Below are 12,821 nucleotides of genomic sequence, written 5' to 3'. Positions count from 1 at the left end.
AGCGATTGACTTCTTGACTGAACTAGTTATTCTCTGGCTAACGTATTAATTGACACTGGCGTGCTGGATTCACCATCCGTACCAATCCTGAGAAAGGCTTCATAAAATTTCACCTTTCAAAAGCGGTGTCGTATACTACGCGAGAACCATTCAACGGAGTCTGGCAGGCATGTCAGAGGCTCAAACGCCCCTGACAGTACCGAAGAAGTTTCTTGGTGCTCCAGGAGGCTTCAACCCCACCGTCGCACTCTTCTTGGCAGGTTATACCTGCGCGGCGCTCTCAGTTTTGGGGTACTGGTGCTGGAGTTGGCCCCACTGGCTATCTTTCCTTCTGAGTGTCACAGCCTTACATTTGGTAGGCACCGTCATTCACGATGCCTCTCATAATGTGGCTCACGCCAGTCGCATTCTGAATGCGATTTTGGGACATGGCAGTGCACTATTGCTGGGCTTTACTTTTCCGGTGTTTACGCGGGTTCACCTGCAACATCACGCCCACGTCAACGATCCCAAGAACGATCCCGACCACATCGTTTCCACCTTTGGGCCGCTGTGGTTGATCGCACCGCGCTTCTTCTATCACGAGATCTATTTCTTCCAGCGCCGCCTTTGGAAGAAATTTGAATTACTCGAATGGTTCCTCAGTCGCGCTGTGGTCATCGGCATCTTTGCCTGCGGCGTCAAGTTTGGCTTCCTGGGCTTCCTGATGAACTACTGGCTGGCTCCAGCCTTGGTCGTTGGCATTGCCCTAGGACTCTTCTTCGACTATTTACCCCACCGCCCCTTCCAAGAGCGCAACCGCTGGCGCAATGCACGGGTCTATCCCGGTCAGGTGATGAACATCCTGATCATGGGTCAGAACTATCACCTGATCCATCACCTCTGGCCATCGATCCCCTGGTATCTCTACCGACCGGCCTACCACGCTACCAAGCCGTTGTTGGACCTACGCCAGTCGCCGCAAACGCTCGGGATTCTCTCCAGCAAAAAAGATTTCTGGAACTTTATCTACGACGTTTTCATCGGCATCCGCATTCACCAATCGCACGAGGCTGAGCCGCAGAGCTCCGTCGTTCCTGAAACGAAGTCGAGTGAATCAGCCGTTCTCGCAAAAGCTCCGATGTCTGCCACAGAAGACTCTCGTGAGCCAGCCTTGACGAAGTAGCTGACCGCTCCGAATTGATGACTCGTTCAACCCGGTCCTGGTAGGGCTGGGTTTTTTCTTATAGGTCTGAGTAATTGAGGTCAATCCAGCACGGGCGATCGCGGCAACTTGCAGGTCTCACTGTCTTTGCCGACAGAGGTTGAGTGACTTAGATTCAGCCAAAGCTCACGAAAATTCGAACTAACAAGCGGTACGAGACGAATCCCCTACCGCTTGTTATCTGAAAGCTTGAAAGAGCCTCAGCTCAAGGAGTCTGAGTGGCCCTCAGGGACCTAAGACGCTTCGACAGCCGCCCGTGCTGCTGAGACTTCCTCCGGATCAATCCCTTTACGGGTGAGGTTAACCCGACCCTTTTGGTCAATCTCGCGGACTTTGACCACGACCTCATCGCCCACCGTCAGCTCATCTTCAACACGAGCCACCCGATAATCGGCAATTTGCGAGATGTGAATCATGCCTTCTTTGCCCGGCAGGAACTCCACAAAGGCTCCAATCGGGATGATGCGGGTCACTTTGCCGATGTAGACATCGCCGGCAGTGATTGTGCGGGTCATGCCTTCGATGATCGACTTCGCTCGCAGCGCCGAATCAGCATCGACTGCCGAGATGGTCACGGCTCCCGTATCTTCGATGTCGATCTTGGCACCAGTTTGCTCAGTGATAGAGCGGATTGTTTTGCCACCAGGACCAATGACCAAGCCAATTTGCTCAGGATTGATTTGAATCCGGAACAGGCGGGGCGCATAGGTCGAAAGGTCAGCCCGAGGCGTGGCGATCGCTTCCAGCATCTTGTTGAGGATGTGCAAACGCGCCGGCTTCGCCTGGTTGATGGCATCCGCAATGATCTCTAAGGGCAGACCATGGATTTTCATATCCATCTGCAGAGCCGTAATGCCCTGATCGGTGCCCGCTACCTTAAAGTCCATGTCACCCAAGAAGTCTTCAATCCCTTGGATGTCGGTCAGGACACGGTACTCATCGCCTTCGCGGATCAGCCCCATGGCTGCGCCGCTGACCGGCTTTTTGATGGGGACGCCAGCATCCATCAGCGCCAGCGTCGAGCCGCAGACGGAGCCCATCGAGGTGGAGCCGTTGGAGGACAGCACCTCGGAAACCACCCGAATCACGTAGGGGAATTCTTCCTTGGACGGCAACACGGGAAGCAACGCGCGCTCTGCCAAAGCGCCATGGCCAATTTCCCGCCGACCGGGCGATCGCATCGGCCGCGTTTCGCCAACGGAATAGGGGGGCATGTTGTAGTGATGCAGGTAGCGCTTCTGGGTGTCGGGATGCAGATCATCCAGTTCTTGCGCATCCCCAGGCGTGCCGAGAGTCGCGATCGACAGCACCTGCGTCAGACCCCGCTGAAACAGGCCAGAACCATGGACTCGCGGCGGCAGCAAGCCAACCTGACTGGAGATCGGCCGCACCTGATCGAGTTTCCGACCATCGACCCGAACACCATCGCGCAGGATTTGCTGACGCATCAAGGTTTTGGTCAGGGCTTTGAAGGTGTTGCCCAGCGCTTTGGGTTCTGCGGCAGTGACGCTACGAACCGGATCCTCTTCTGGCAGAGCAGCGATCGCTTCAACGACGCTGGCTTTAACCTCATCTAAGGCTGCATCGCGCTCCGACTTGGTGAAGCTAAAGTGCTGCAGCACTTGCTGAACACCGCTACTGGCGCGATCGCGGACGAAGTTCTCGAGGGTATTGTCGGCGTTGGGTGCTTCCGGCAGGATCTGCTCGATGCCCAACTCCGCCAGCAGACTCTGCTGAGCCTTAATCAACTCTTGAACGGCTTCATAGCCAAAGTCGATCGCTTCGATCACGTCGGCTTCTGGCAGCTGGTTAGCTCCAGCCTCGACCATGATCACCCCAGCGGGGGTACCAGCCACTACGAGGTCAAGGTCGCCTTTTTCAATCTCGCGGTAGGTGGGGTTGATGATGAAATCATCGCCAACTAAGCCTACTCGTACCGCTGCCATTGGCCCGTAGAAGGGAATTTTGGCAACTAAGGTAGCGATCGAAGCGCCAGTCGCCGCCAGAACGTCGGGGGGAACTGTCTCGTCCATCGAGAGTGTGGTTGCCACGACCTGCAGATCATCCCGCAGCCAACTGGGGAACAGCGGACGCAGCGGGCGATCGATCAAGCGGCTAGTCAGGGTTGCGCGTTCAGGAGGACGCCCTTCACGGCGGAGAAAGCCGCCCGGAATGCGACCGGCTGCATACATCCGCTCTTCGTAATCGACAGTCAACGGCAGAAAATCAATCCCTTCCCGTGCCGTCGAACGGGTCGCAGCCACCAAAACGGCGGTGTCCCCTGAGCTAATCAGAACGGAACCTCCAGCCTGTGGGGCGAACAGGCCCAGCTCCAGCCGAATATCGCGTCCATCAAAGGACAACGACTTGCTGAGTTGTGGCATTATGTGTTTCCTTGTCTTTTCTGTCTTCGATCCTGACACTCTGCAGCGGCAGACGGCAACTGATTGCGATCGCAGATAGTCCAAATGCAAGCTCAGCAAAGCAAAACCCGAGACGCTTGGGACTGGCCTCGGGTTACAGAAAGGGTGATGGCTTCAGGGGTTTAGCCGAAACGGCCACTGACGTAGTCGGCCGTCGCTTCTTGGTCTGGGCTATCAAAGATTTTCTCGGTGGTGTCGAATTCCACCAGGTAGCCCATCTTGCCGCCGCCTTCGGTTGCCCGCGCATTGAAGAATGCGGTGTAGTCCGAAGTTCGAGAAGCCTGCTGCATGTTGTGAGTCACGATGATGATCGTGTACTGCTCTTTCAGAGTCTGCATCAACTCCTCGATCGCCAAGGTCGAGATGGGGTCGAGTGCCGAGCAAGGCTCATCCATCAAGATCACCTCAGGCTGCACAGCAACGGTACGAGCAATGCAAAGCCGCTGCTGCTGACCACCCGAGAGGGCAAGACCACTATCTTTCAGCTTATCCTTGACCTCATCCCAGAGTGCCGCTTGACGCAGCGACTTTTCGACCAGCTCATCCATATCGCCTTGGTAGCCGTTAATCCGGGCACCATAAGCGATGTTTTCGTAGATGCTCTTGGGGAAGGGGTTGGGTTTCTGGAACACCATGCCGATGCGGCTGCGCAGTTCCACAGCATCGACACGACCGTCGTTGATTTCCTGATCGTGGAAGGTGATTCGGCCCTGAACACGGCAGCCATTGATCAGGTCGTTCATCCGGTTAAAGCAGCGAAGGATAGTGCTCTTGCCGCAACCCGATGGACCGATAAAGGCAACGATCTTGTTCTTGAGAACTTCCAAGTAGACGTCTTTGACCGCAAGCGAATTGCCGTAATAAACCGAGAGGGCTTCGGCCTTTAGCAGAATGTTCTCACCAGCAGTGGGGCTCATAAGTCAGCAAGAATTCAACAGAATTAGGGGCAGTGGAACAGACAGCTTTAGCGTTTGACTTGCAACTTGTTGCGAATCACGATCGCGATCGAGTTCATGGTTAGCAAAATCGCTAGCAACACGATGATCGCGGCCGCCGCCAAATTCTGGAACTCAGCCTGGGGACGAGAGACCCAGTTAAAGATTTGAATTGGCAGGACGGTAAAGGGACTTTGGAGGTTGTCGGGCAGGAAGGAAATGAAGGTCAACGCCCCAATCGTAATCAGGGGAGCTGCTTCACCGATCGCACGGGAAATGCCCAGAATCGTACCGGTCAAGATCCCCGAAGCCGCTTCTGGGACGATGATCGTACGAACGACTTGCCAACGGGTAGCACCAAGGGCAAAGCCTGCCTGACGGGTACTGTCAGGAACAGCCCGCAGTGACTCCCGAGTCGAAACGATCACAATCGGAAGGATCAGCAGCGCCAGCGTCAAAGAACCCGATAGCAAGCTGCGACCGCCTGTAACCGGCGAGGCAATCCGCACAAACAGCTCTAGACCCAGCAGACCGTAGATGATGGCAGGAACGCCAGCCAAATTGTTGACGTTGATTTCTACCAGACGGGTAAACCAGTTGTCTGGCGCAAACTCCTCGAGGTAAATCCCTGCACCCACACCCAAGGGGAAACCAATCAAGCCAACCAAAAAGATCGAGTAGACGGTTCCGACCCAAGCGGAAAGAATCCCAGCACTACTGGGGCGACGCGAGGGGAAGCTGGTCAAGAAATCCCAATTGAGGTAGGGAATGCCGCTGCGGAAGACATCGCTGATCAACGCCAGCAAGACGAGCAGCGCGATCGCAACACCCGTCCAAGCAGCCGTCATCATCACTGCGTCGAGACGATAACGATGGGCGAGGCGAGGCCGAAAGGGACGAGCCGGCGCTGCTGCGGGTTGGTTGGGAACTGTGGCAGCCATTATTCGTATTTCTCCTGGAAGCGACGCACGAACCAGTAGCTAAAGATGTTGAGCACGAGCGTCAGCAAGAACAGGGTCATCCCCACGGCAAAAATGGTTTTGTAGGCCAGTGAACCTGTTGGGGTGTCTCCCAAACTGACCTGCACAATAAAGGAGGTCATGGTCTGGGCCGGTTCTAGGGGGTTGAGGGTTAGATTTGGGGTTAAGCCCGCCGCGATCGCCACAATCATCGTCTCACCGACAGCGCGCGAGATCGCCAAGACAATCGAGGCGACAATTCCCGACAAAGCAGCAGGTAGAACGACGGAGACAATGGTTTCGCGCTTTGTTGCACCCAAGGCATAGGCCCCTTCGCGCATGCTGCTAGGCACTGCAAAAATGGCGTCCTCGCTGAGTGAAGCGACCAGCGGGGTGATTGCAATCCCCAAAACCATCCCAGCGGAGAGGGTATTAAACCCCTGCAACCCAGGAATAAAGGATTGCAGCAAGGGCGTCACAAAGAGAAGAGCAAAGTAGCCAAAGACAACGCTAGGGACACCAGCAATCACTTCTAAGGCTGGCTTGAGCAGGTTTCGTGCCCGAGGTGTGGCGTACTCACTTAGGCAGATAGCGCTCAGCAGCCCCAAGGGGACTGCCACCAGCAGAGCAATCAGAGTAGTCGAGAAGGTTCCTGATAGGAGCACTACAATTCCAAACTGAGCGCTTGGGAAAAGAGGCGTCCAGCGGGTTTCTGTCAGAAAACGAATTAGCGGAATTTCTTTGAAAAACTCGTAGGTTTCAAAGATCAGCGTGAAAACGATGCCCAATGTCGTCAAGACTGAGACAAAGGCGAAAATGCCAAAGATTGCCTTGACGATCAACTCGTTGCGCCGGTTGCGCTCACGGTTGGGCTTGAACAAAGAGGCTCTTGAGGGTGGGGCCGCAGCAGACATAAGTCAGAGGAACAAAGGATTTAGCGATCGCACAATCCAAACGAGAAAGCTCGGGAACCCGAGCTTTCTCGTCAAGGCTCATTATTTAGAGCTTTTCGGCAAGGTTGACACCCACATCGCTACCGCCACCAAAAACGGTACCGGTAGTTTGATTCTTTAGACGATCAACCACCTTGGGTAAGAGAGCGTCTGGCAACTGAATGTAGCCAGCTTCTGCTACCAGCTTACCGTTGGCCGGGTTCACCAAGTATTCGGCAAATGCTTGGACTTGGGGTTTCTCTAGAGCCGATTTGGCGATGTAGACAAAGAGCGGCCGCGAGAGGGGCTCGTAGCTACCATCCCGCGTGGTTTCAACACTGGGGGCAACGCAGTCGCCTTTCGAGTTTTGGATATTGAGGGCTTTCAGCTTGCCAGCATTTTCTTCGAGGTAAGCCAAACCAAAGAAGCCCATGGCACCGGGACTCCGCTCGACCCCTTGAACGATGATGTTGTCGTCTTCAGAAGCAGTGAAGTCGCCGCGAGTGCCATCTTCGCCGATGACGGCTTCTTTGAAGTAGTCGTAGGTACCAGAGTCAGTGCCAGGGCCATAGAGAACCAATGGCGTATCAGGGAAGCTCGGATCGATCTGATTCCAATTCGAAATTTTCCCTTCTGCGGCCTCATCCCATGCCGTCTTGAGTTGAGCCGGGGTCAAGCAGGTCGCAAAGTTATTTTCGTTGTTGACAACAACACTTAGAGCATCGTAGGCAACCGGCAACTCGACGTATTCAATTCCATTTTTCTGGCAAAGCTCCATCTCGGAAGATTTGATGGGGCGAGAAGCATTGGAGATATCCGTCTCGCCAGCACAGAACTTTTTGAAGCCGCCGCCAGTACCAGAAACTCCTACAGTGACACGCACATCACCATTGCTTTTCTGGAACTCTTCAGCCATAGCTTCCCCGATTGGAAACACGGTGCTGGAGCCGTCGACTTTGACGTCTCCGCTGAGGGCAGAACCACCGCCAGCGCTTGATTGTTGCTCACCAGAGCTGCAAGCGGTAGTTGCCAAGACTGCCAGCGTTGCAAGGCCAAGCAGTCGGAATTTTAGGGAAGCCATGACGTTAACCGTTGATTACCTAAAGCTCACACTAGGAAAGCATAGCTGGATTCCGCATTACCCAAGTAAAGATCCGGTTAAGGTCAAGAACTCAACACTTTTAATACTCTCTAATACTCTTTAAATAAATCTTGTTACCTCAATATTTTCTCATTAACTTTAGAAATAAAGTGCTTCGATAATAAGTTGAACAGCACTTCTCTAGACAGAGGAAAGGCTAGCAAATCGAGAAGTTTCTCAACCTACTAGCCTCAACAACTAAATCGGAATCATCAAGATTCAGTTGATGCCTTCAGCTTTGAGTAGGTCTTCGATCGAACCACCGACAAGGCTCTTGCCTGCAAAAACCGTGCCAGTTTTGTTGCTTCTGAAGCGCTGGGTGGCAGCGGTGTAAGCTTTGGCTGGCAACGGCACAAATCCTACTTCCCGCGACAACTTGCCTGCATTCTGCAGGTAGAAGTTCACAAACGATCTGACGTTTGCTTTTTTGGCTGCCTGCTCGCTGACATAGATGAAGACAGGGCGAGCCAGCGGGTCGTAAGTGCCATTCAGCACGTTTTGGACAGAAGGCATCACAGCCTTGCCGTTGCTGTTAACAACAGCAAGTGCTTTGAGCTTACCTTTGTTCTCTTCGTAGTAGGAGAAACCAAAGAAGCCAATACCACCGCGATCGCGCGACACCCCTTGCACCAGAATGTTGTCATCCTCACTGGCAGTTAGGTCGCCCCGAGTTCCTTTCTTATTGAGGATTGCCTCGTTGAAGTAATCGTAAGTGCCCGAGTCAGTACCCGGTGCGTAGACTCTCAAAGGCAGATTGGGGAAGCTGGATTTGACTTGACGCCAGTTGGTTGTTTTTTTCTCGGCATCGCGGCCAAAGATCTTCGCCAACTCAGCAGTGGTGATGCTGTTGACTGGATTGGACTTGTTGACTACAACCGTCAACGCATCAAAAGCGACGGGCAGCTCGATGTAGCGAATGCCCTTTTTACGGCAAGCTTCAACTTCTTCTTTCTTGATGGGGCGAGAAGCGTTGGCGATGTCAATTTCACCGTTGCAGAAACGCTTAAAGCCACCACCAGTACCAGAGACGCCGACAGTGACGTTGATGTTTTTATTGCGTTTTTGGAACTCTTCAGCCACTGCTTCGGAGATTGGGAAAACAGTGCTAGAACCGTCAGCAGTCACTAGTGCACGCTGAGCGCTTGCCTCTTGGATAGGGAAAAGGGACGAAGCGACAGCAGCGATCGGCAGGAGTACAGCAGCACGACGCAGTGCAGGCTTGAGGGTCGTCATGAAAAACTTACTTTGAGGAAGGCACAACGCTTATCCTAGGCAGGCAAGTTTAACAGCCTATTAAGGCGACCCTAAGCTCTGTGTAAGGTCTGGTTAATTTCTTTTGCCCCAGCCAAAAGGGCTGGGGCTGCAGATTCGCAGAAGATAGAGGGTTAGACTTTGGTGCGATCGGTAAGAATTTCGTAGCCGTCTTCGGTTACGAGCACGGTGTGTTCCCATTGAGCCGACCATGAGCGGTCGATGGTAACAACCGTCCACTTATCGCGTAGAGTACGAGTCTGCTTGGAGCCCGCATTGAGAATCGGCTCGATCGCGAGGGTCATACCAGCCCGCAATTTCACATTCGGCAGGCTGCGGGTCCGGTAGTTGAAGACGGACGGTTCTTCGTGAAGGTTCCGACCGACACCATGGCCGGTGTAGTCTTCGACGATGCTGAAGCCATTCGCCTCGACGTGATCCTGAATGGCTCCGGCCAAATCGAGGAGATACGCCCCTGCTTTGACTTGTTCAATCCCTTTGAACAGCGCTTCTTCAGCCACTCGCTGCAATTTTTCTGCTTCTGCCGAGACTCTACCCACCGCGATCGTGATGCAAGAGTCTCCGTGGAAGCCTTGGAAAAAGGCCCCTGTATCCACTTTCAGCAAATCGCCTTCGCGGATCACTTTGCGCGAATTGGGAATGCCATGCACCACTTCGTCGTTGACGCTGGCGCAGATCGAGGCGGGAAACCCGTGGTAACCCTTGAAACTGGGCGTTGCGCCCATCTCGCGAATGCGTTGCTCGGCATAGGCATCAATGTCTGCTGTGGTCATGCCCGGCTCAACGCGCTCTGACACTTCCTTGAGCACCGTTGCCACAATCCGGCCTGCCTGCCGCATGATGTCAATTTCGCGGCTGGACTTGATCTCAACACCCCGGCGCTGTTTTTTGATGCGCGGCCCCGAGGGGGATTCAACGGGCGCAAGCAAATTGGTCAGGAGATTCATTGCGCAGGCTGGGCGAAAACTCCCCTAACGCTAACAGATTGACTCTTGCGATCGCAGGAACATGAATTGAAAAACCGAGCGATCGGAGCAGTTTGGTCAGAATCTGCACGATCGCCCGCAGACTCAGATTCCAATCGCTACACTGACGGCAAATCCTGCCAGAGGGCGATCGCCATGCCGTACTTTACCTGGGAAGAACGGGCGCTAACTGCAGATACACAAAGCATTGTGCAAATGGCGGAGCGCTTGGAAGAAGCGGCGCAACTGCTGCGACAAATGGCCGATCGCGGGTTTGTATTAGACCGTGTTGCCGGTCAAAGTCGCCTGAGTCACGTTGACCCTGAAGTCTTTGCCGAATTTGAGTTTGTCGATGAGTCGACCCCCGAGGCGGCTTAATCTCTTGCAAAAGAATTCGACAGGCGATCGCCCCAGTTCCTAGAATTGGAGTAGCTTTATAACGGATTTCAGTCCTATCGAGACGATTTACGGCAACCTCAAAGGCCTCAAGCCCAGCCAGCTCAAGCAACTCGATCGCCTGTACAAAGTGCGCCTCAGCCTCGATTGCTTGGCGACTCCAGAATTTGCAGAACGGCTGGCTGCGATCAGTGCAGATATAGAACAACCCATCACGGTCTACCTCGATCGCCGCGGTCATGTCACCCGCGTTGGCGTCGGCAATGTCCGCCAAACCCGAATTCCGCCAGTCGAACTGCCGCGCTATGGGGCGGGTCGTCTCTGCGGGTTACGCTGTCTAACTACGAGCCTCAGTCCAGAGCCACCGGATGAAGGTGCACTGACCACCATGGCGCTGCAGCGGTTGGATGCCCTGATTTGGCTCTGCGTGACTCGCCAAGGCAAAACCCGACGAGGCGGTGGAGCGACTGGCTATGTTGCTCAAACCTATCTGGCTCATTTACTGGCTCACCCCGACCAGCGCTGGACGGTGTCGCCGGAGCTGGATTTAGAAGATCTCACGCAGCAGCCCTGCGTTGAATTTGTCGAGGCGCTGGAGGGAGAGCTGCAGCGGGGACTCACTAGCCAAGCCGTTGCCGAAGGACGCGATCGCGTTCTCCTCGTTGGTGTCAAGACGCAAGGCATTAGCGATTGCCGGTTCCAAGAAGGGTTGTTGGAACTGCAGCGACTGGTCGAAACAGCGGGTGGCGAAGTTGCCTCCATCCTCCAGCAAAAACGCCTGCGGCCCCATCCCCAAACGGTAGTGGGTGAGGGAAAAGTCGCCGAAGTGGCGCTGGCGGCTCAAACCCTCGGGGTCAATCTAGTTGCTTTCGATCGCGATCTCTCCCCAGCCCAAGCTCGAAATCTTGAGCGGGAAATTGGCCTGCGGGTCGTCGATCGTACCGAGGTGATTCTTGATATTTTTGCGCAGCGCGCCCAATCGGGTGCAGGCAAACTACAGGTCGAACTAGCCCAGTTGGAATACAAACTGCCACGCCTGACCGGGCAAGGCCAAGCGCTGTCGCGCCTAGGCGGCGGCATCGGCACCCGGGGGCCGGGCGAGACCAAACTGGAGACGGAACGCCGCGCGATTCAGCGCCGGATCACGCGGCTGCAACGTCAAGTCATAGAGCTGCAAGCGCACCGATCGCGGCTGCGGCAACATCGCCAGACCCTACCTTCGATCGCGATCGTGGGCTACACCAATGCTGGCAAGTCAACGCTGCTCAACATCCTCACCCAAGCAGAGGTCTACGCAGCCGACCAGCTGTTTGCGACCCTTGACCCGACCACCCGACGGCTGGTACTCAATGCCAACCCAGGGTCAGAACCAGACGTGGTCCTGCTGACCGATACGGTGGGCTTTATTCACGAGCTGCCGCCCCCCTTGGTCGACGCCTTCCGTGCCACCCTCGAAGAAGTCACAGAAGCGGATGCGCTGCTGCACCTTGTTGATCTGTCTCACCCGGCTTGGTACGCCCAAATCCAGTCAGTCATGAGCATTTTGCGAGAAATGCCGGTGACGCCAGGCCCAATTTTGTTGGCCTTTAATAAAATCGACGCAGCAACCAGTGAAACCTTGGCAATCGCTCAAGCCGAATATCCGCAGGCCGTTTTTCTCTCAGCTTCTCGGGGCTTGGGACTCGAAACCCTTCGACAGCGATTAGGACAACTGGTTCATTATGCCCGCACTCACTAATCATTAAGGAATGTTCAGATTCCCCCAGGAATTACCGGAGTATTGATGGCATAATTGGATACAGACAGACTGTCTGATTGTTCTGCCAGGAGCTTCTATGTCTCTTCGTCTCGGCGATACCGTCCCCAACTTTACTCAGCAGTCCAGTGAAGGCGAAATCAACTCCTACGATTGGGCCGGAGATAGCTGGGTCATCCTGTTCTCGCACCCTGCCGACTACACTCCCGTTTGCACGACTGAGTTGGGCACCGTCGCTAAGCTCGAAGAGGAATTTGCCAAGCGCAACGTCAAGCCGATCGCACTGAGCGTCGATGACGTCGAATCGCACAAAGGCTGGATTGGCGATATCAACGAAACCCAAGGCACCCAAGTCAACTACCCGATCTTGGCAGATCCCGATCGCAAGGTGTCGGATCTGTACGACATGATCCACCCCAACGCAAATAACACCCTGACAGTGCGATCGGTGTTCATCATCGACCCCAACAAAAAGCTGCGGTTGACTCTGACCTATCCTGCCAGCGCTGGCCGTAACTTCGATGAGTTGCTGCGAGTCATCGACTCGCTGCAACTGACCGACAACTACAGCGTTGCGACGCCGGCTAACTGGAACGATGGCGATGACGTTGTTGTTGTGCCGTCGATTCCTACGGAACAAGCGCGTGAGCAATTCCCCAAAGGTGTCACGGAAGTGAAGCCTTACCTGCGTTTGACCCCGCAACCCAACCGCTAGATTTCAAGAGTCCTGATAGGCTCTTCTTCTGCATCAAAAATCCCTCGCCAGAGTTTCCTGTGGGAGGGATTTTTAGTGTCGAATGAATCGGGTAGCCAGTGCTGAAGGATCGCTACCTACATC

11 protein-coding genes are annotated in these 12,821 nt (G+C 54.6%); 4 read left to right on the top strand and 7 right to left on the bottom strand.

What is annotated here, in order from left to right; translation table 11 throughout:
• The first annotated feature begins 169 nt into the window (after positions 1–169).
• Positions 170–1,165 carry a beta-carotene hydroxylase gene (crtR, locus tag SYC_RS08870; protein ID WP_011243977.1) on the top strand — a complete coding sequence of 332 codons (996 nt, stop codon included), beginning with the start codon at positions 170–172 and terminating at the stop codon, positions 1,163–1,165.
• Between the two features lie 272 nt (positions 1,166–1,437).
• Here the strand turns inward: crtR and pnp are convergent, their stop codons facing one another.
• The 7 genes from pnp to map form a co-directional block, all read right to left on the bottom strand.
• Positions 1,438–3,588 carry a polyribonucleotide nucleotidyltransferase gene (gene pnp / locus SYC_RS08865; RefSeq protein WP_011243976.1) on the bottom strand — a complete coding sequence of 717 codons (2,151 nt, stop codon included), beginning with the start codon at positions 3,586–3,588 and terminating at the stop codon, positions 1,438–1,440.
• Positions 3,589–3,749: 161 nt separating this feature from the next.
• Positions 3,750–4,544: a phosphate ABC transporter ATP-binding protein PstB gene (gene pstB, locus SYC_RS08860; RefSeq protein WP_011243975.1), complete on the bottom strand. Its 795-nt coding sequence runs from the start codon at positions 4,542–4,544 to the stop codon at positions 3,750–3,752.
• 47 nt (positions 4,545–4,591) lie between these two features.
• On the bottom strand, positions 4,592–5,503 hold the full coding sequence (gene pstA, locus SYC_RS08855; RefSeq protein ID WP_011243974.1) for a phosphate ABC transporter permease PstA: 912 nt from the start codon (positions 5,501–5,503) through the stop codon (positions 4,592–4,594).
• The gene (gene pstC, locus SYC_RS08850) at positions 5,503–6,435 is read right to left on the bottom strand and encodes a phosphate ABC transporter permease subunit PstC (protein ID WP_011378465.1); all 933 of its coding nucleotides are present in this window, start codon (positions 6,433–6,435) and stop codon (positions 5,503–5,505) included. Before pstC ends, pstA begins: the two co-directional genes overlap by 1 nt.
• 85 nt (positions 6,436–6,520) lie before the next feature.
• Positions 6,521–7,534 carry a PstS family phosphate ABC transporter substrate-binding protein gene (locus SYC_RS08845; RefSeq protein WP_011243972.1) on the bottom strand — a complete coding sequence of 338 codons (1,014 nt, stop codon included), beginning with the start codon at positions 7,532–7,534 and terminating at the stop codon, positions 6,521–6,523.
• 279 nt (positions 7,535–7,813) lie between these two features.
• The gene (locus tag SYC_RS08840; protein ID WP_011243971.1) at positions 7,814–8,827 is read right to left on the bottom strand and encodes a PstS family phosphate ABC transporter substrate-binding protein; all 1,014 of its coding nucleotides are present in this window, start codon (positions 8,825–8,827) and stop codon (positions 7,814–7,816) included.
• 152 nt (positions 8,828–8,979) lie between these two features.
• Positions 8,980–9,813 carry a type I methionyl aminopeptidase gene (gene map, locus SYC_RS08835; RefSeq protein WP_011243970.1) on the bottom strand — a complete coding sequence of 278 codons (834 nt, stop codon included), beginning with the start codon at positions 9,811–9,813 and terminating at the stop codon, positions 8,980–8,982.
• Positions 9,814–9,987: 174 nt separating this feature from the next.
• On the opposite strand from map, the gene SYC_RS08830 reads away from it, so the two are divergent.
• From SYC_RS08830 to SYC_RS08820, 3 genes are all read left to right on the top strand, one after another.
• The gene (locus SYC_RS08830; protein ID WP_011243969.1) at positions 9,988–10,209 is read left to right on the top strand and encodes a hypothetical protein; all 222 of its coding nucleotides are present in this window, start codon (positions 9,988–9,990) and stop codon (positions 10,207–10,209) included.
• 148 nt (positions 10,210–10,357) lie between these two features.
• Positions 10,358–11,965: a GTPase HflX gene (gene hflX / locus SYC_RS08825; protein WP_011243968.1), complete on the top strand. Its 1,608-nt coding sequence runs from the start codon at positions 10,358–10,360 to the stop codon at positions 11,963–11,965.
• Positions 11,966–12,062: 97 nt separating this feature from the next.
• The gene (locus SYC_RS08820; RefSeq protein ID WP_011243967.1) at positions 12,063–12,698 is read left to right on the top strand and encodes a peroxiredoxin; all 636 of its coding nucleotides are present in this window, start codon (positions 12,063–12,065) and stop codon (positions 12,696–12,698) included.
• The last annotated feature ends 123 nt before the right edge of the window (positions 12,699–12,821 follow it).

It is taken from the genome of Synechococcus elongatus PCC 6301 (assembly GCF_000010065.1).
Classification (GTDB): Bacteria; Cyanobacteriota; Cyanobacteriia; order Synechococcales; family Synechococcaceae; genus Synechococcus; species Synechococcus elongatus.
The sequence above is the reverse complement of the archived record's forward strand: the minus strand, read 5'-3'. Positions and strand labels throughout refer to the sequence as shown.

What these genes read in the sequence shown, in the direction of transcription:
- crtR (WP_011243977.1), top strand. Translation starts at nt 170, where the DNA reads ATGTCAGAGGCTCAAACGCCCCTGACAGTACCGAAGAAGTTTCTTGGT.
- pnp (WP_011243976.1), bottom strand. Translation starts at nt 3,588, where the DNA reads ATGCCACAACTCAGCAAGTCGTTGTCCTTTGATGGACGCGATATTCGG.
- SYC_RS08830 (WP_011243969.1), top strand. Translation starts at nt 9,988, where the DNA reads ATGCCGTACTTTACCTGGGAAGAACGGGCGCTAACTGCAGATACACAA.
- pstB (WP_011243975.1), bottom strand. Translation starts at nt 4,544, where the DNA reads ATGAGCCCCACTGCTGGTGAGAACATTCTGCTAAAGGCCGAAGCCCTC.
- SYC_RS08840 (WP_011243971.1), bottom strand. Translation starts at nt 8,827, where the DNA reads ATGACGACCCTCAAGCCTGCACTGCGTCGTGCTGCTGTACTCCTGCCG.
- pstC (WP_011378465.1), bottom strand. Translation starts at nt 6,435, where the DNA reads ATGTCTGCTGCGGCCCCACCCTCAAGAGCCTCTTTGTTCAAGCCCAAC.
- pstA (WP_011243974.1), bottom strand. Translation starts at nt 5,503, where the DNA reads ATGGCTGCCACAGTTCCCAACCAACCCGCAGCAGCGCCGGCTCGTCCC.
- SYC_RS08845 (WP_011243972.1), bottom strand. Translation starts at nt 7,534, where the DNA reads ATGGCTTCCCTAAAATTCCGACTGCTTGGCCTTGCAACGCTGGCAGTC.
- map (WP_011243970.1), bottom strand. Translation starts at nt 9,813, where the DNA reads ATGAATCTCCTGACCAATTTGCTTGCGCCCGTTGAATCCCCCTCGGGG.
- SYC_RS08820 (WP_011243967.1), top strand. Translation starts at nt 12,063, where the DNA reads ATGTCTCTTCGTCTCGGCGATACCGTCCCCAACTTTACTCAGCAGTCC.